The organism is Flavonifractor sp. DFI.6.63 (assembly GCF_024462255.1).
Taxonomy (GTDB): domain Bacteria; phylum Bacillota; class Clostridia; order Oscillospirales; family Oscillospiraceae; genus Lawsonibacter_A; species Lawsonibacter_A hominis.
In genome coordinates this window covers 1-17019 of the sequence record NZ_JANGBE010000042.1, presented here as the reverse complement: position 1 = coordinate 17019, position 17019 = coordinate 1, and the positions used below count along the sequence as shown (strand labels likewise).

The 17019-nt window shown below is 63.5% G+C and carries 17 protein-coding genes; 10 read left to right on the top strand and 7 right to left on the bottom strand.

What is annotated here, in order from left to right; all coding sequences use genetic code 11:
* Positions 1-120: 120 nt before the first annotated feature.
* The 7 genes from NE547_RS16140 to NE547_RS16110 all read right to left on the bottom strand — a co-directional run bounded on the left by NE547_RS16140 (position 121) and on the right by NE547_RS16110 (position 6572).
* Positions 121-1044: a magnesium transporter CorA family protein gene (locus NE547_RS16140; protein ID WP_256176443.1), complete on the bottom strand. Its 924-nt coding sequence runs from the start codon at positions 1042-1044 to the stop codon at positions 121-123.
* 304 nt (positions 1045-1348) lie between these two features.
* A complete protein-coding gene (gene spoIIR, locus NE547_RS16135; RefSeq protein ID WP_256176442.1) occupies positions 1349-1996 on the bottom strand; it encodes a stage II sporulation protein R in 648 nt (215 codons plus the stop codon).
* A gap of 71 nt (positions 1997-2067) precedes the next feature.
* Positions 2068-2940, bottom strand: a complete 873-nt coding sequence (gene ispE, locus NE547_RS16130) for a 4-(cytidine 5'-diphospho)-2-C-methyl-D-erythritol kinase (RefSeq protein WP_186907938.1) — start codon at positions 2938-2940, stop codon at positions 2068-2070.
* Between the two features lie 25 nt (positions 2941-2965).
* A complete protein-coding gene (locus tag NE547_RS16125; RefSeq protein WP_186907939.1) occupies positions 2966-4246 on the bottom strand; it encodes a DUF1015 domain-containing protein in 1281 nt (426 codons plus the stop codon).
* Positions 4247-4269: 23 nt separating this feature from the next.
* Positions 4270-4872 carry a bifunctional phosphoserine phosphatase/homoserine phosphotransferase ThrH gene (thrH, locus tag NE547_RS16120; protein ID WP_186907940.1) on the bottom strand — a complete coding sequence of 201 codons (603 nt, stop codon included), beginning with the start codon at positions 4870-4872 and terminating at the stop codon, positions 4270-4272.
* A 36-nt stretch (positions 4873-4908) separates the two neighbouring features.
* Entirely contained in the window at positions 4909-6096 is a 1188-nt protein-coding gene (locus NE547_RS16115) for a pyridoxal phosphate-dependent aminotransferase (RefSeq protein WP_186907941.1), read from the bottom strand.
* Entirely contained in the window at positions 6093-6572 is a 480-nt protein-coding gene (locus NE547_RS16110) for an Lrp/AsnC family transcriptional regulator (protein WP_256176441.1), read from the bottom strand. Before NE547_RS16110 ends, NE547_RS16115 begins: the two co-directional genes overlap by 4 nt.
* A 290-nt stretch (positions 6573-6862) precedes the next feature.
* Here NE547_RS16110 and NE547_RS16105 point away from each other — a divergent pair, with 290 nt between their 5' ends.
* The 10 genes from NE547_RS16105 (at position 6863) to NE547_RS16060 (ending at position 16990) form a co-directional block, all read left to right on the top strand.
* The gene (locus NE547_RS16105; protein WP_256176440.1) at positions 6863-7186 is read left to right on the top strand and encodes a hypothetical protein; all 324 of its coding nucleotides are present in this window, start codon (positions 6863-6865) and stop codon (positions 7184-7186) included.
* The gene (locus tag NE547_RS16100) at positions 7183-8241 is read left to right on the top strand and encodes a V-type ATPase subunit (RefSeq protein ID WP_256176439.1); all 1059 of its coding nucleotides are present in this window, start codon (positions 7183-7185) and stop codon (positions 8239-8241) included. The genes NE547_RS16105 and NE547_RS16100 overlap by 4 nt, the downstream gene beginning before the upstream one ends.
* 36 nt (positions 8242-8277) lie before the next feature.
* Positions 8278-10224, top strand: a complete 1947-nt coding sequence (locus NE547_RS16095; RefSeq protein ID WP_186907945.1) for a V-type ATP synthase subunit I — start codon at positions 8278-8280, stop codon at positions 10222-10224.
* A 15-nt stretch (positions 10225-10239) separates the two neighbouring features.
* The gene (locus NE547_RS16090; protein WP_186907946.1) at positions 10240-10677 is read left to right on the top strand and encodes an ATP synthase subunit C; all 438 of its coding nucleotides are present in this window, start codon (positions 10240-10242) and stop codon (positions 10675-10677) included.
* A gap of 73 nt (positions 10678-10750) precedes the next feature.
* On the top strand, positions 10751-11059 hold the full coding sequence (locus tag NE547_RS16085; RefSeq protein ID WP_186907947.1) for a V-type ATP synthase subunit F: 309 nt from the start codon (positions 10751-10753) through the stop codon (positions 11057-11059).
* Positions 11060-11082: 23 nt separating this feature from the next.
* On the top strand, positions 11083-11718 hold the full coding sequence (locus NE547_RS16080) for a V-type ATP synthase subunit E (RefSeq protein WP_186907948.1): 636 nt from the start codon (positions 11083-11085) through the stop codon (positions 11716-11718).
* On the top strand, positions 11715-13481 hold the full coding sequence (locus NE547_RS16075) for a V-type ATP synthase subunit A (RefSeq protein ID WP_256176438.1): 1767 nt from the start codon (positions 11715-11717) through the stop codon (positions 13479-13481). The genes NE547_RS16080 and NE547_RS16075 overlap by 4 nt, the downstream gene beginning before the upstream one ends.
* A 112-nt stretch (positions 13482-13593) precedes the next feature.
* Entirely contained in the window at positions 13594-15000 is a 1407-nt protein-coding gene (locus NE547_RS16070; RefSeq protein ID WP_186907950.1) for a V-type ATP synthase subunit B, read from the top strand.
* A gap of 30 nt (positions 15001-15030) precedes the next feature.
* A complete protein-coding gene (locus NE547_RS16065) occupies positions 15031-15642 on the top strand; it encodes a V-type ATP synthase subunit D (RefSeq protein ID WP_186907951.1) in 612 nt (203 codons plus the stop codon).
* Between the two features lie 220 nt (positions 15643-15862).
* Complete coding sequence (locus tag NE547_RS16060; RefSeq protein WP_256176437.1) at positions 15863-16990, top strand: GGDEF domain-containing protein; 1128 nt, start codon at positions 15863-15865, stop codon at positions 16988-16990.
* Positions 16991-17019 lie beyond the last annotated feature (29 nt).

Below are 17019 nucleotides of genomic sequence, written 5' to 3'. Positions count from 1 at the left end.
TCCTGTGCGTATTGCTAAAAGATTAACACACAATTGTTACCAGAGTATGAATACTTCCGTAAAGTTTCGTATAAAAAAGAAAGATGCAGGAGCTCATCCTGCATCTTTCGGCACGCTTCGTCAAAACAGGTCTTTCTTTTTCAGAATGACCGCCACCGCCACAATCACCGCCGCGGCCACCACCAGCGGGAACCACCAGAACTGGTCCAGGGGCAGCCCGTCGACGTTCATCCCGTAGAAGCCGAAAACAATGTTGGGGATGGTCAGCAGGATGGTGATGGACGTGAGCACCTTCATGATCACGTTCAGGTTATTGGAGATGACGGAGGCAAACGCGTCCATCATGCCGGAAATGATGGAGGAATAGATGTTGGCCATCTCGATGGCCTGGCGCACCTCGATCAGCACGTCCTCCAGCAGGTCATGATCCTCCTCATAAAGGGTAACGATGCGGCCCCGGAGGATCTTCTCCAGGGTGACCTCGTTGGCCTTCAGAGAAGTGTTGAAATAGACCAGGGACTTCTCCAGGTCCAGCAGCTGGATCAGCTCCTTATTGCGCTGGGATTTATAGAGCTGGCGCTCCATGTAATTGTAGATCTTGTCGATCTGCTTCAGATATTGCAGGTAGCGCTTGGCCACCTGCAAAAGCATGTGGAGGATAAAGCTGGTGCGCTTTTGGGTCTCGGCGCCCCGCACCAGGCCGTCCTGCATGTCCTTCAGGATGGAGGATTCCTTCAGGCAGACGGTGATGATGTGCTTGTCGGTGACGATGATGCCCAGCGGGAGCGTGGAATACACCACCGCGTCGTCCTTCTCCACGGCGGGCAGGTCGATGATGATCAGGGTCTGCCCCTCCTCGGTATCGATACGGGAGGTCTCCTCTTCGTCCAGGGCCGCCCGCAGGAACGCGGGGTCCACGTTCAGGGTGGCGGCCACGGTGGTCAGCTCGTCTTCGCTGGGATAGGTCAGGTTGACCCAGCATCCGTCCTGGATCCCGTCCAGCCGGGTCATTTTTCCGTTGATCGTCTTGTGGATGGAGAGCAAAAAAATCACGCCTTTCCCGGCGCGCGGGCCCGAAAACGGGCACAAAAATCCCCGCGCGTCTCTAGTCTTTGCCGTCCGGTGGGAAAGTATCCCTCCCCACGCGGACACAGCGGCGACAAGGGCGTGCGGGGCAAAACGGCAAAGCCGCTCAGCCGCAGGGCCAAAGCGCCGCGCTGGGTAACTGACATTCTCGACTCAAAGGGTCGCTGCTCACGGCGCATATCACTCCTTCAGCATGTTTCGTTCGGATTCGCGCTTTTTATATTATAAGCCCGTCCGCTCCAGATTGCAAGTAAAAAGCTTGTCAGGCGGACGAGCGTTCCTCCAGCCAGCCGCGCAGCTGCTCCCAGAGCTCGATGGCCTTGAATTTGACCACGTAACCGCCCTCCTCGCCGGTAAGCAGCGCGATCTCCTCCTGGGAAAAGCCGCCCTCTGCGGCGGCCTGCGCCGCGGTCTCCGTCACAGAGCCCAGGCAGAGGGGCGGAAAGACCACGCACCACCAGTTCTGTCCGCCCCCGTCCCCGATGACCAGGCGCAGGGCGGTATACCGCCCCGCCGGAAGGGCGAAATCGGGATACTGCTTGGTGGGGAACCACACCCCGTCCTCCAGGGAGGCGGTCACCGGATAGGAATAGCCCGCCTCCCCCACCGCCTCGGCTCCGATCCCGGCCAACTCGGCCAGGCTGTCCTGAAGAGCGGCGCGCGCCTGCTCCAGGGTGGCTCCGCCGGACAGCAGCTCCCCGCTCTCCGCCAGGATACGGTCCCGGACCTGGAGCTTGAGGGCCTGATCCTCCGGGGAGTCGGAATGGGCGATCACGTGCAGGCGGATCACCTTGTCCGCCAGGGCGGACTGCTGGCCGTCCAGCCATACTCCGGCCAGAGCGGCGACCGCCACCCCCAGCAGCAGGGCCAGTTCCCACCGGCGCAGCTTTCGATTCTGTTTTCGTTGCATAAAAACACCGTCCATTATGTAGTATTACAGCAGCTACATTGTGGACGGCATTTTTGTTTTTTATACCGCAATCATTCGACCGGTTCCAATCCCTGCGCCAAAAAGGTCTCCCGATAGGTCTCCCGCAGGGCGGAACAGGCGTGTCGGGCGGCGGATGCGTCTCGGAACAGGCCGAAAACGGTGGGGCCGGTCCCGCTCATGCTGGCCCCCAGGGCGCCATACTGGATCAGGCTGTTCCGGATCTCCCCGATCTCTCCCGCACGGCGCGGGGGAAGGGCGTCCTCAAATACGTTGTACATCCGCCGGGCCACGCCCGCCAGGTCGCCCGCTTCCAGCGCGCCCAGCAGGCCCAGGGTATCCGGACGGCGGCGCAGGCGCACGCCGTCGATGCGCTCGAACAGGTCCGGCGTGGAAACGGAAAACGCCGGCTTGCACAAAACCACATGACAGCGGGGCAGCGGCGGCAGCGGCGTGAGCCGTTCCCCCCGTCCCTCCGCCAGGGCGGTGCCGCCCCGGACGCAATAGGGCACGTCGGACCCCACCCGAGCGCCGATCTCCGCCAGCTCCGCGGAAGACAGGCCCAGCCTCATCAGGCGGTTGAGGCCCCGCAGCACGGCGGCGGCGTCAGCGCTGCCCCCGGCCAGCCCCGCGCATACCGGAATGGTCTTCCACAGGTCGATGGCCAGCCCCTCGGAGGACACGCCCGCCGCCTCGCACAGGCGCAGGGCGGCCACCGCCGCCAGATTCTTTTCATTGGAGGGCAAAAAGCCCAGATCGGTCGTCATGCGCAGGGGCCTGCCGGTACCGGTCTCCAGCCGGATGCGGTCAGACAGGGTCACGCTCTGCATCACCATGCGCATCTCGTGATATCCGTCCGCCCGGCGGCCCAGCACATCCAGCGCGAGATTCAGCTTGGCATAGGCCCGCACTTCCAGCACTGCCATGGAAAAACGCCTTCTTCCTTTGCGATCAGCGGATCTTCCGCGCTTCCAGATAGAAGCGCTTGTCGTGGGCCTCCCCCATGGAGAAGGTTTTGCGGGGGAGGACCCCGTCGTGGATCACGGTGGGAAACAGCTGCTGCTTGCCCATGGCGGGCAGCAGGAAGCCGAGGTTGCCCGGCTTGAGGGAGAGCTCCCGCGTCACGCCGGCGCCGTGGATGTAGTCGACGCGGCCCCCATGCAGGCGGGTGTACTCGTCCAGGAAGCTCTGAAGCGTGCCCACCTCCAGTTGGGCCTGAGGATGGGGCACGGTAACGGCTCCGCAGCCGTCGGCGTGGACATAGCGCAGCACATGGCCCTCCCCCTCGCCCGAATAGGCGCCGGGGTACGCCTCCAGCAGCGCTTCCAGCAGCGCCTCCGGCTCCACGCCGAAGGCCACACGGTGGATGGGCTCGAACTCCAGGGAAGCGTCGTGGAGGTTCACCAGCTCACACAGGGCGTAGCGGGCGGGCAGGTCCGTCCACTGGTCCGGGCTGGTCAGGCGCTTCTGCCGCTCGTAGCATTCCTTTGCGGTGGCCAGAGAGTGGTTGCCGTCTCCCACGGCAAAGAGAAGCACCGGCTCGTCCTGCGTGCCGTAGCGGGCGTTGAAGGCGGCCGGGTCGGCCAGTGCGCGCAGGGCGGCGGCCACCTGTTCCGCCGCGGCCCGGTCCAGTCTCCAGCCGGACACGCGGCCGCCGTGCTCCATCAATTCGAAGTCATAGAGCGCCTCGAAGTCCCCCTTCCGTGCCGTCAGGGGCTCGATCACCGTTTTGTCCGGATCGTCGGTGAGCAGCATCACGTGGGGCAGCTCCAAAGGGGCGTTTTTCCGCACCGCCACGCGGGGCGGGATGCGGGAGAGGACCGTGCCCTCGGTGGCGCGCACCTGGGCGGCGGCGCCGGGCTCATAGTCGTACTGCTCCAGATCCACCTTGCCCACCAGGCCCCGGCGCAGGCGCCCGTTGGAGAGCCGCCGCTCCACGTAGATCAGGCTTTCGGGCAGTTCTCTGAAGCAGCCCTCCCGCAGATAGCGGGTCATGGTGTTGTTTACCTCCACGATGTCGGTCTCCACATTGGGCCCGTCCAGGCAGCTCTCCGGCAGGATGAGCCGCAGGGCGGACGGCGCGGCGCCCACGGTTTCCTCCACCCGCTGCCAATACTCCGGCTGAGAGGTATACTGGTCGCAGGCCACCACGGACCATTTCCCGTAAGCACAGTTCTGGGGCAGCAGGACATCCGCCGGGGAAAACGCCAGGCCGTCAAATTGCTGTGTCATGTTCCTCACCCGCCTTTGCAGCGTTAGTCCATCGCCGCTTTGATGGCGGCCAGAAGCTCGTCGAAGGTCTCGTAGGCGGGCAGCTCTGGGTGGTCCGCCTTGATCTTGTCGGTGCTCTTGAACAGGAAACCCGCCTTACTGGCCTGGATCATCCCCAGATCGTTGTAGCTGTCCCCGCTGGCGATGGTCTCATACCCGATGGACTGCAGCGCCCGCACGGTCGTCAGCTTGGACTGGGGGCAGCGCATCCGAAAACCGGTGATGCTCCCGTCGCCGGCCACCTCCAGCGTATTGCAGAAGATGGTGGGCCAGTCCAGCTTTTTCATCAGGGGCTTGGCAAACTGCTCAAAGGTATCGCTGAGAATAATGACCTGGGTCAGTGTGCGCAGCTCGTCTAAAAACTCCTTCGCGCCGGGCAGCGGATCGATGCCGGCGATGGTCTGCTGGATCTCCTTCAGGCCCAGGCGATGCTCCCGGAGGATGTTCAGGCGGTACTGCATCAGCTTGTTGTAGTCGGGCTCGTCCCGGGTGGTGCGCTTGAGCTCGGGGATCCCGCTGGCCTGGGCAAATGCGATCCAGATCTCGGGCACCAGGACGCCCTCCATATCCAGACAAGTAATGTACATTCGTGTTTCCTCCTGTTTTGATCGTATGACGGGGCGTTACTCCTCCCGCGCCTGCTTCTTTTTCAGGTTGGTCAGGAAGTTGTCCATGCGGGTCAGCGCCTCGGCAATGTCCTTCATACTGGTGGCATAGCAGCAGCGGACGAAGCCCTCGCCCCCGGCTCCGAAGGCGGAGCCGGCGATCACGGCCACCTTCTCTTCCATCAAAAAGCGCTCGCAGAAGTCATCGGAGGACAGCCCCGTGCTCCGGATATCCGGGAACACATAGAAGGCCCCCTTGGGTTCGAAGCAGGGCAGGCCGATGCGGCGCAGGCCCTCCACCAGATAGCGGCGGCGGCCGTCGTACTCGTCCCGCATGGCCTCGATATCCCTGTCGCCGTTGCGCATGGCCTCAATGGCGGCATACTGGCTCACCGTGGGGGCGGACATAATGCCGAACTGGTGGAGCTTGAGCATCTGCTGGATGATCTCGGCCGGGCCGCACACATAGCCCATGCGCCAGCCGGTCATGGCGTGGGATTTGGAGAAGCCGTTGACCACGATGGTGCGGTCTTTCAGCTGGGGCAGGTTGGCCGGGGAGACGTGGTGCTGGCCGTAGGTCAGCTCGGCGTAGATCTCGTCGGAGAGGACCATGATATCGGTGCCCTCCAGCACCTGGGCCACCGCCTCCAGGTCCGCCCGCTCCATGATGCCGCCGGTGGGGTTGCAGGGGAACGGGAGCACCAACAGCTTGGTGCGGGGCGTGATGGCGCTTTTGAGCGCTTCGGCGGTAAGGCGGAACTCGTGCTCCGCCTTCAGTTCCAGATACACCGGCGTTCCGCCCGCCATGGAGGTCAGCGGGCCGTAGCACACAAAGGAAGGCACCGGCACGATGACCTCGTCCCCCGGGTTGAGCAGGCAGCGCAGCGTCAGGTCGATGGCCTCGCTTCCGCCCACGGTGACAATGATCTGTTTGGCAAAATCATACTGCAGGTCGAAGCGGCGGTTCAGGTAGGCCGCAATTTCCCGGCGCAGCTCGGCCATACCGGCGTTTCCGGTGTACTTGGTGAAGCCCTTTTCCAGGGAGTAGATCCCGGCGTCCCGGATGTGCCAGGGGGTAACAAAATCCGGCTCCCCGATGCCCAGAGAGATGGCGTCTTTCATCTCCTCCAGAATATCGAAAAACCGGCGGATGCCGGAGGGCTTTACGTCCTTGATGCGTTCGGACAGAAGCGTATCGTAGTTCATGAGAAGATCCACTCCTTCGCCTGCTGCTCCTGCTTCTCAAAAATCAGGTGCTTTTCTTTGTATTTGTGAAGAATGAAGTGGGTGGCGGTCCCGGTCACATCCTCCAGGGTGGACAGGCGCTCCCCCACGAACTGGGCGACCTCCTTCAGGGTACGGCCGGAAATGATGACGGTCAGGTCGTAGGCGCCGCTCATGAGGTAGACGCTCTCCACCTCGTCGTACTGGTAGATGCGCTCGGCCACCCGGTCAAAGCCCTCGCCCCGCTGTGGGGTCACCTTCACCTCGATGAGTGCGGTGACCGACTCCCGGTCGGTCCGGTCCCAGTCCACGATGGCCTTATAGCCCAAAATGACCTTCTCTTCTTCATACTTCCGGATCGCCGCCTTGACTTCTTCTTCCGTCATGCCGGCCATGGATGCAAGCTGTCCGGTGGTCAGCGTGCAATCGTCTTCCAAAAGCTGGAGCAACTTTTTCATTGCCATCCCTCCTGCTGATTCGTTTCCATCATGATCGTACCTCTATAATGAGCCTAATTAGATTTTATTATATACGACTGCGCAGCCGATTACAATAGAGCAATTCAAACTCATCCTTCCTGCACAAACTCCGCTGAAAGAACAAGCCGTATCTTTGGGAATCTTAGTCTATATTTCCCGTAGAAAACCGAAAACAGGAGTGATATGATAATGTCTCCCGGAACCGTACCGCGCGTTCTTCCGGCGTTTGGGACGGTTCCAAACTTTCGCATGCTTCGGAGGTGTTCGGTATGGAATACGCGGATATGATCAGCCGGATCGTAGCGGCGGAGCACAACGCCAGGGCACTGGTGCAGCAGGCCAAGGAGAAGGAGTCCCACCTCCAGGAGGACCTGGACGGAGATCTTGCCCGCATGCGGGAATCCTATCTGGAGCGGGCCCGCCACCGCCTGAGCCTGGTGGAACAGGAGGAGCAGGCTGCGGCGGCCGAGTCGATCCAGCGGTGGGATCAAAAGCTGGAAGAGGCCCTCAGCGCCGTGGAGTCCTCCTACGAAAAAAATAAGGAGCGCTGGGTGGACACCCTGTTCTCCATGATCGTGGGCACAGAGCCGTGACCGGGGGACAAGCCCAATACGGCGCCCTGGCGGCCAAAGTAAAGGCGCTGTACGGCAAGCGGCTGCGTCTGGAGGACTTTCAGCACATGGCCGCTTTCAAAAGCGAGGCGGAGGTGCTGGAGTACCTGCGCGCCCACCCCAGCTGGAGCCGGGCCTCCGGCGTGCTCTCCACCGCCGGGTGGGACTATGTGGGCCGGGTGGAGGTGGAGGCCGCCCTCTGGAACGAGCTGCGGCTGGAATACCTGAGCCTGAGCCACTTCGTGCCCCGGCAGGACCGCGCTCTGATGGACTTCCGCGTCCGCATCGCGGAATACCAGGCGCTGCTCAACGCCCTCCGGCGGCTGCGCACCGGCAAATACGCCAAGGGCATGCCGCCCCCCTCCCCCATCGTGCTCCGGGGGAAGGTGGACTACCGCGCGCTGGAGGCCGCCCGCAGCTACGACGCCATCCTGGACGCCGCCCGCGGGAGCATCTACGCGCCCACGCTGCTCCACCTGCGTCCCGCGCCGGGCGCTCCCCTGCCGGACTACACGGTGTGCGAGTCTCTGCTGCGCTCGGCCTATTTTGCCCACATGCTGCGCATCGTCCGCAAGCAGTACGGCGGCGATACCCGGCAGGTTCTGCTGCGCTCCTTCGGGGAGCAGATCGACCTTTTGAACCTGATGCATGTGCTGCGGCTGAAGACCTATTTCCCCGGTACCGCCGCAGACACGTGTCTGACCATGCTCTATCCGTTCCAGTACCGGCTGAAGCCTGCCATGATCCACGCCCTGTGCGCCGCACCCGATGCCGCGGCGGTCTTCGCCCTGATCCGTCAGACTCCCTATGCCGCCAGCTTTGAGCGCGTGGAGGCGGCGGAGGTGGAGGAATATTACCGCCGGGCCTTTTACGCCTTCAACCGGCGCTGCCTGCTTACCGGGCCCCCTTCGATTTACACCGCCATCGCTTATCTGGATCTGAAGGAACTGGAACTGCAGGTGGTGGTGAATGTGATCGAATCGGTGAAATACGGCGTGCCTTACAACGAAAATCTCGCCCGACTGGTGGGGCAATGACGCCCGCCGGAGGCGATCACGGAAGGAGATGACGCCATGTCCGTCGTACCTATGAAGCTGCTCACCATGGCCGGGCCGCTGGAGCGGTTCGACGAAGTGGTGCGCACCTGCGTCATCGATCAGCAATTTCACCCTGAGAGCACCCTTCAGATGATGCACGGGGTAAAAGGCCTGATGGCGCTGGACTACAGCAATCCCTACGCCGCTCTGCTGCGCCGGGCGGAGGAGGTGGCCGACGAGGCGGGCGTGCCCCTGGATTACGCCCCCTTCGATCCGTCCCTGGATTCCGACGGCCTTTCGGCCTACTTCGACCAGCTGGAGCAGGAGATGCTCTCGCTGAAGCGGCGGCAGCAGACGCTTCAGCAGCAGGCGGAGGAGTCCCGCACCGCAGCGGAGCAGCTGGAGAACCTGCGGGGCCTGGGCACCGATCTGGATGAGCTGTGGGGTCTGGACTATGTCCGCTTCCGCTACGGCTGGATGCCCCGGGAGACCTTTGACAGCTTTCAGGTGACCCTGAACGACGAAGAGGACATTTTTTTCTTTCCCACCACCCTGGGCTCCCACCGGGTCTACGGAGTATACTTTACCACCCAGGAGGCCCACCGGAGGGTGGACACGCTCTTCAACTCCCTTCACTTCACCCGCATCCATATCGACGTTCAGCCCCACGGCACCGCCGAGGCCGCCATCGCGGCCCTGGGCCGTCAGGCGGAGCAGGACGCGCTGGCAGCCGACCAGGCCGGGCGGGCCCTGGCCACCCGGCGGGCGGAGGAACGAAAGCGCCTGCTCTCCGGCTACTCCTATCTGCGCTATCAGAACGAGTGTTACGACCTGCGGCGGTATGCCTGCCGCAGCCGGGACAGCTTCTACCTGTCCGGCTGGGTGCCCGCGGAGGCGGTGAACGCCTTTCAGGAGAAGATGAGCCGGTTTCCCAACCTGTCCTGCGTGGTGGACGACGCGGGAGACGTGGAGTACCTGAAGCCCCCCACCAAGCTGAAAAACAGCTTTCTGGGCCGGGTGTTCCAGCCCTTTTTGGAGATGTACGGACTGCCCGCCTACAACGAAGCCGATCCCTCTCTCTTCATGGCCCTCACCTACTGCCTGTTCTTCGGCATCATGTTCGGAGACCTGGGCCAGGGGCTCTGCCTGGCCCTCATCGGGCTGGTGCTGGCCCGGTGGAAGAAATTGTGGCTGGGCAACATCATCGCCTGCTGCGGCCTGTCCGGCGCGGTGTTCGGCTGCGTATACGGCAGCGTCTTCGGTTTTGAGGATCTCCTGCCCGGCTTCAAGATCATGGAGGAGAGCACGCTCTCCGGCCTGGGCGTGGTGAGCAACGTGCTGCTGCTGCTGGTCGCCTCCATCCTGCTGGGCGTGTTTATGCTGCTGCTGGTGATGGTCATCAACATCTGCAACGGCGTGCGCCAGAAAAATTATGAAAAGATCCTGTTTGGTCCCAATGGGGCGGCGGGCATCGTCTTCTACGCCGGCGTTCTCATCGCCGGCGCGTCCGCTCTGCTGGGCGTGGATCTGGTTACCCCCGCCTATGTGCTTGGGGTGCTGGTGCTGCCGCTGGCGCTCATGCTCCTGCGCCAGCCTCTGTCCAAGCTGCTCGCCCGCGAAGCGGACTGGTACAAATTCAGCGTGGGCGAGGTGCTGGGCACCGGGTTCTTCGAGCTGTTCGAAACCCTGCTCAGCTACCTGACCAACACGCTGTCCTTCATGCGGGTGGGCGCTTACGCCATCACCCATGTGGGACTGATGCTGGTGGTGCACATGCTGGCCGAACTCTCCGGCGGCGTGGGCGGACCGGCGGGCATCGCGGTGCTGATCCTGGGCAATCTCTTCGTGATGGGCTTTGAGGGCCTGCTGGTGGGCATCCAGGTGCTGCGTCTGGAATTCTACGAGCTGTTCGGCCGCTTTTACGACGACGGCGGCGTGGCCTTTGCGCCGAAGCAAATCAACTATTCCAGCCGTGTCAATTGATTGGAGGAATCTGAAATGGTCAAATACGTGGTTCTGCTCTTTGCCGCCGGCGCGGTTTTCTCCCCCCTGTTTCTGATCGGCATCCGCCGCTATACCGGTCAAAAGGCCAAGCGGGCCCTGGGCGCCAACATCGCCAGCTTCTTCGCCTGCCTGATCCTGGCCAGCGCGGCCGGCATCGGCGGCACCGCCTCCGCAGCCGACGTTACGGCAGCCGCGGCGGCGGCCGGCGCCGGCGCCGGTCTGGCCGAAGGCCTCAAGTACGTGGGCGCCGCCCTGGCCGTGGGCCTGAGCGGCATCGGCGGCGGCATCGCCGTGGCCTCCTCCGCCTCCGCCGCCCTGGGCGCCATCTCGGAAAATGACAAGGCCTTCGGCAAGGCCCTCATCTTCGTGGGGCTTGCCGAAGGCGTGGCCCTGTACGGCCTGATCGTGGCGCTGCTGCTCCTGTTCGTATAACGGCGGATTTCCGCAAACACGTTTCCCCGGGCCCCATGCACTGGGCCCGGCGGAACGGCTGTGAGGCTGTTTTATGAAATACTTTGTCATCACCGACAGCACCGATACCCAGGTGGGCCTGCGCCTGGCCGGGATCGAGGGCGTAGTGGTCCGGGAGGAGTCCCAGGTGCGCTCCGCCGTGGAGGCCGCCGCCGCCGACCCGGAGATCGCCGTGCTGCTCATCACCGAGAAGCTGGCCGCGCTGTGCGGGGACCTCATCATCCCCATGAAGCAGAGCGCCCAGCGCCCCCTGGTGGTGGAGATCCCCGACCGCCACAGCGCCGGGCGCTCCCCCGATTCCATCACCCGCTATATCCGCGAGGCCATCGGCGTCAAGCTCTGATGCGCTTCTAAGGAGGTTTCCATATGCCCGATATGAAAAAGAAGCTGGACCGCTTCACCGCCGCCATCCTGGCGCAGGCGACCCAGGAGACCGAGCGCACCCTGGACGACGTGCGCCGCCGCCGGGACGAGGCCTACTCCGCCGCGGAGGATCAGGTCCTCCGGGAGGCCTATCAGTACATCCACCGGGAGGTCGCCCGCATCAAATCCGAGTCCGGACGCGGCGTCTCCAAGCACATGTTGGACAACAAGCGCAAGCTCTATCTGCGCCGGGAACAGATGGCCCAGGAGACGTTCGCGCTGGTGCGGGAGAAAATCGGGGCCTTTACGAAAACGCCCGCCTATCTGTCCCGCCTGCGGGCCCTGCTGGACGAGGCCCTGGCCACCCTGTCCGGCAGCACGGAGGTACAGGTCTTTCTGCGCGCGGAGGACCTGCCCCTGGCGCAGGCGCTGCAGGCCTCCTGCGGGGGAGCGCGCCGCCTGACCTTCCGGGAGGGCGGCTTTCAGCTGGGCGGACTGGTGGCCGAGTCGGAGCAGCTGGGCCTGCGGGTGGATTCTTCCTTCGACAGCGCCGCCGGCGAGCTCTCCGGCCATTTTGCCGAGCTGTTCGGCATCTCCCTGTCCGACGACGATTCCCCGGAAGGAGGGAACGCGCAATGAATACCCCCTATGTGATCCACGGGATCAACGGCCCGGTCGTCACCGTCACCGGCGGCCGCGGCCTTGCCATGATGGATATGGTCAACGTGGGAGACGAAGCCCTCATCGGCGAGGTGGTGGGCGTGCACGGCGGCGCTGCCACCGTGCAGGTCTACGAGGACACCGGCGGGCTGCGCCCCGGCCAGCGCGTGACGGGCCAGGGCGCTCCCATGTCCATCCTGCTGGGTCCCGGCCTGCTGGGCCATATCTTCGACGGCATCGCCCGCCCCCTGAAGGTCATCGAGGAAAAGACCGGGCCTTTCCTGGGCCGGGGCGTGAACATTCCCGCGCTGGACCTGGAGCAGGAATGGGACGTGACGCTGCACGTGAAGGCCGGGGATACGGTCCGCCCCGGCATGCTGTATGCCTCCTGTCCGGAAACGGGCGTGATCACCCACCGCTGCCTGATCCCCGACGGGCTCGCCGGCACGGTCACGCAGGCCGTCCCCGACGGGCGGTACCTGGTGGACGAGGCGCTGGTGCAGGTCACCGACGCCCATGGGCAGGTCCATGCGCTCAAGCTGGCCCAGCGCTGGGCCATCCGCACTCCCCGGCCCATGGCCGAGCGGCTGCCCATCGACCGCCCGCTCATCACCGGACAGCGCATCATCGACACGCTGTTCCCCATCGCCAAGGGGGGCGCTGCCGCCATTCCCGGCCCCTTCGGCGCAGGCAAAACGATGACGCAGCACCAGCTGGCCAAGTGGTCGGACGCGGACATCATCGTTTATCTCGGCTGCGGGGAGCGGGGCAACGAGATGACCCAGGCGCTGGAGGAGTTCTCCGAGCTGTTGGACCCCAAGACCCATCAGCCCCTGATGATGCGCACCATCCTCATCGCCAACACCTCCAACATGCCCGTGGCCGCCCGGGAGGCCTCAGTCTATACCGGCATGACCATTGCGGAGTATTACCGCGATATGGGCTACCATGTGGCGCTGATGGCCGACTCCACCTCCCGCTGGGCGGAGGCGCTGCGGGAAATCTCCGGCCGGCTGGAGGAAATGCCCGCCGAGGAGGGTTTCCCCGCCTATCTGGCCTCCCGTCTGGCGGAATTCTACGAGCGGGCCGGGTACGTCAAAACACTGGAGGGCAGGGAAGGCTCCGTCACCGTCATCGGCGCCGTCTCGCCCCAGGGCGGCGACTTTTCCGAGCCGGTCACCCAAAACACCAAGCGCTATGTGCGCACCTTCTGGGGCCTGGACCGTTCCCTGGCCTACGCCCGCCACTTCCCCTCCATCAACTGGCTGACCTCCTACTCGGAATACGCGGCCGAGCTCAAGCCCTGGTACGATCAGCACGTGGGCAAGCGCTTCGTCCCCTGCCGCCAGCGCATCGCCTCGCTCCTGCAGGAGGAGGCCAAGCTGATGGAGATCGTCAAGCTCATCGGCGCGGATATCCTGCCGGAGGACCAGAAGCTGGTCATTGAGACCGCCCGGCTCATCCGCGTGGGCTTTCTTCAGCAAAACGCCTACCATGAGATCGACACCTATGTGCCTCTGGAAAAGCAGCTGAAGATGATGGAGCTGATCCTGAAGCTCTACGACGGAGCGAAGGGACTCATCGCCCGCTCGATCCCGTTGTCCCAGCTCAAGGCTACCGGCATATTTGAGTCGCTGACCAAAATGAAGTATGAGGTGCCCAACGACGATCCGGGCAAATTTGCCCCCTACGAGCAGGCGGTCGACGCCGCGCTGGCCAAGGTGAACCAGGCAAACCAGTAAGGACCCGGGTCCGCCGGAACCTCTGCCGCCGCGGCCAGCGGCAGGACCGGCGTCCTCCCGCCCTTGCAGGAGGCGGCCGTCCGCCGCCCCGCATATCAGGAGTTGATTCATTATGAGATTGGAATACATCGGCCTTTCCGAGCTGTCCGGTTCCCTGATCGCTCTGGAGGGCGTAACGGGCGCGGCCTACGACGAAATGGCGGAGATCACCCTGGAAAACGGGGAGCGCCGCTACGGGCGGGTCATCCTCCTCGACGGGGACAAGGCCGTTCTGCAGGTCTTTGAAGGCACCCGGGGCATTTCCCTGGAAAACGCCCGCACCCACTTCACCGGCAGGGCCATGGACCTCGCCCTGTCGAAAGAGATGCTGGGACGCATTTTTGACGGGGCCGGCCGGCCCATCGACGGCCTGGGAGAGATCTACCCCGAGCAGCGGCGCAACATCAACGGCTCGGCCATCAACCCCGTCTCCCGTCAATACCCCCGCAGCTGTATCTACACCGGCATCTCCGCCATCGACGGCTGCTCCACCCTCATCCGGGGGCAAAAACTGCCGATCTTCAGCGGCTCCGGCATGAAGCACAACGAGCTGGCCGCTCAGATCGTCCGTCAGGCCAAGGTGGCCGGGGACGACGGGGAGTTCGCCATCGTCTTTGCGGCCATGGGGGTCAAAAACGATACGGCCGAGTTCTTCCGCCGCAGCTTCGAAGAGGCGGGCGCCCTTCAGCGGGTGGTCATGTTCCGCAACCTGGCCTGCGACCCCATCATCGAGCGCATCCTGACCCCCCGCTGCGCCCTGACGGCGGCGGAATATCTGGCCTTTGAGCACGGCTATCACGTGCTGGTCATCCTGACCGACATGACCTCCTACTGCGAGGCCGTGCGGGAATTCTCCTCCTCCAAGGGCGAGATCCCCTCCCGCAAGGGCTTCCCGGCCTACCTGTATTCCGACCTGGCCTCTTTGTATGAGCGGGCGGGCATGATCCGGGGAAGGGCGGGCTCGGTGACGCAGGTGCCGGTACTCACGATGCCCAACGACGATATCACCCACCCCATTCCCGACCTGACCGGCTATATTACCGAAGGGCAGATCGTACTGGACCGGGATATGGATCAGAAGGGGATCTACCCGCCCATCGCCATTCTGCCCTCCCTGTCCCGCCTGATGAAGGACGGCATCGGCAAAGGCTTCACCCGGGACGACCATCCCGCCCTGTCCAACCAGCTCTTCGCCTCCTACTCCAAGGTGCAGGACGCCCGAAGCCTGGCCAGCGTCATCGGCGAGGACGAACTCTCCGACACCGACAAGCAGTACCTGGCCTTCGGCCGGGCGTTTGAGGAGCACTTTGTCCGTCAGGACGAGAACGAGAACCGGACGATGGACGAGACGCTGGACCTGGGCTGGAAGCTTTTGACCCTGCTGCCCCGGACCGAACTGGACCGGATCGACGATGAGACCATCCGCGCCCACTATGTGGAGGGCGCCTGCCAGTCCCTGCTGCCCCGGGAGCAGGGCTGAACCGATCCCCGCGAAAGGAGCTGATGCCGTATGGCCGCCGTACTGCCCACCAAGGGCAACCTGATGGCCGCCAAGCGTTCCCGCGCTCTGGCCGCCACCGGCTACGAGCTGATGGACCGCAAGCGCAATATCCTCATACGGGAGCTGATGGGGCTGATGGACACCGCCAAGCAGCTCCAGGGCCAGATCGACACGGTCTTTACCCAGGCCTATGAATCGCTCCAGACCGCCAATATCCATCTGGGCATCTGCGACCGCATCGCGGAGGCGGTGGAGGTGGACGACAGTCTGGACATCCGCTACCGCTCGGTGATGGGGGTGGAGCTGCCCCGCATCCCCGGCCAGTCCCCGCCGCCCCGGCCGGAATACGGCTTTGTGCGCACTTCCTCCGCCCTGGACGACTGCTATCTGAAGTTCTACCGGGTCAAGGAGCTTACCCGCCGTCTGGCGGAGGTGGAGACCTCCATCTACCGCCTGGCCCAGGCCATCAAAAAGACTCAGAAGCGGGCCAACGCCTTGCAGAACATCGTCATCCCAGGCTTTGACGAGACCATCCGCTTCATCACCGACGCACTGGAGGAAAAAGAGCGGGAGGAGTTCGTCCGCCTGAAGGTCATCAAGCGCGCCAGTACAAAACGGTAGCGCGGTACCGGTACGGCGGCGGGAGCGCGTACCGGGCGCCGTCCTTCCAACGGGCGGATCACCGCCTGTCTCGGCCCCCCGGGGGACGTACCGCCGATGTGTGCCGGCGGCACGTCCCCCCGGCTTCGCCTTTGGGATTCTGTTTTCCGTTCGATTCTGCGTGACATCCAACCGGCGCAATGGTATAATCACTCCATCAAGCCCTCGATTGGAGGACGCTATGCTCACACGAAACGAACCTTCCGAGATCAATCTGATCCACCGCGAGTATCAGCGGATCAACGAAAAATGGCTCCGCCTGCATGTGCACCTCACGCTTTCGATCGCGCTCTTTGTGGGCGCGCTGGAGATCGCGCTCTATTTTGCCCTGCGGTATATGGACATCGTTTCCTCCTCGCGGAACATCTATTTTATAAAATATTTTCTGATCCCTACCAGCTTGAATCTGGGCTTATCCCTGTTCTGCCACCTGGTCCAGCGCAGCCGGCGCATCCCGCTCCGGGGGAAGGCCTACGCCGTTTCCCTGTCGCTTGCAGGCATCGGCCTGATCCTATATTCGGTACACAGCGTCTTTTCCTCTCTGGTGCTTGCCGTCGCAATGCCCATCGTACTGACCACGGTGTACAGCGACCGGCTCCTCACCACGGTGACCGCCCTGTCCAGTATCGCGGGCAAGGTGCTCTCCGATCTGCTGCTCCAGTGGGACCTGGATGTGGTCAAGGACTTTTCCGACCGGGAACAGCTGGCCGATCTGGTCCTGTCGGTGGTCGTGCTGTTTGCCATCTATACCCTGTGCGACGTTCTGATCCGCGTGGAACAGGAGAAAAACAACGTCAGTATCCGCCGGGAGCTGGAACGGCAGCATCTGCGGGAACAGGCCATCACCGATCCCCTCTCCGGGACCTGGAACCGCCAGGGACTGGAACAGGCGATCGCCGAGCTGGACGCCAATCCCACTGGGTCATACGCTCTGGCCATTCTGGACCTGGACGAATTCAAGTCCATCAACGACACCTACGGCCACCTGCGGGGAGACAAATACATCCAGGAGCTGGGCAAGGTGCTGAACGACTGCGGGGAGGGGATCCCCTTCCGGTTCGGCGGAGACGAATTCTGCATCCTTTTCTGCAACCATTCGCAGGAGGACGTGCTCGCCGCCTGCCGCAGCATTCAGCGCGCCTTTGTCCGTTCTCCCTCCAACCGCACCTATCACCGCGTCACGCTGAGCATCGGGGTCGCGTTCCGCACCCCGGGGATCAACGGGAATCAGCTGCTCCAGCAGGCCGATTCGGCCCTCTATCGCGCCAAAGCGGACAAGGGCAGCATCTTCTTTTACCACCCGTCATAAGCCTCAGTGGCGCGCCGCAAAAGCGGCGC

Coding starts and splice junctions, on each gene's coding strand:
- spoIIR (WP_256176442.1), bottom strand. CDS start 1,996: ATGCAACGAAAACAGAATCGAAAGCTGCGCCGGTGGGAACTGGCCCTG.
- ispE (WP_186907938.1), bottom strand. CDS start 2,940: ATGGCAGTGCTGGAAGTGCGGGCCTATGCCAAGCTGAATCTCGCGCTG.
- NE547_RS16125 (WP_186907939.1), bottom strand. CDS start 4,246: ATGACACAGCAATTTGACGGCCTGGCGTTTTCCCCGGCGGATGTCCTG.
- thrH (WP_186907940.1), bottom strand. CDS start 4,872: ATGTACATTACTTGTCTGGATATGGAGGGCGTCCTGGTGCCCGAGATC.
- NE547_RS16115 (WP_186907941.1), bottom strand. CDS start 6,096: ATGAACTACGATACGCTTCTGTCCGAACGCATCAAGGACGTAAAGCCC.
- NE547_RS16110 (WP_256176441.1), bottom strand. CDS start 6,572: ATGAAAAAGTTGCTCCAGCTTTTGGAAGACGATTGCACGCTGACCACC.
- NE547_RS16105 (WP_256176440.1), top strand. CDS start 6,863: ATGGAATACGCGGATATGATCAGCCGGATCGTAGCGGCGGAGCACAAC.
- NE547_RS16095 (WP_186907945.1), top strand. CDS start 8,278: ATGTCCGTCGTACCTATGAAGCTGCTCACCATGGCCGGGCCGCTGGAG.
- NE547_RS16090 (WP_186907946.1), top strand. CDS start 10,240: ATGGTCAAATACGTGGTTCTGCTCTTTGCCGCCGGCGCGGTTTTCTCC.
- NE547_RS16085 (WP_186907947.1), top strand. CDS start 10,751: ATGAAATACTTTGTCATCACCGACAGCACCGATACCCAGGTGGGCCTG.
- NE547_RS16080 (WP_186907948.1), top strand. CDS start 11,083: ATGCCCGATATGAAAAAGAAGCTGGACCGCTTCACCGCCGCCATCCTG.
- NE547_RS16075 (WP_256176438.1), top strand. CDS start 11,715: ATGAATACCCCCTATGTGATCCACGGGATCAACGGCCCGGTCGTCACC.
- NE547_RS16070 (WP_186907950.1), top strand. CDS start 13,594: ATGAGATTGGAATACATCGGCCTTTCCGAGCTGTCCGGTTCCCTGATC.
- NE547_RS16065 (WP_186907951.1), top strand. CDS start 15,031: ATGGCCGCCGTACTGCCCACCAAGGGCAACCTGATGGCCGCCAAGCGT.
- NE547_RS16060 (WP_256176437.1), top strand. CDS start 15,863: ATGCTCACACGAAACGAACCTTCCGAGATCAATCTGATCCACCGCGAG.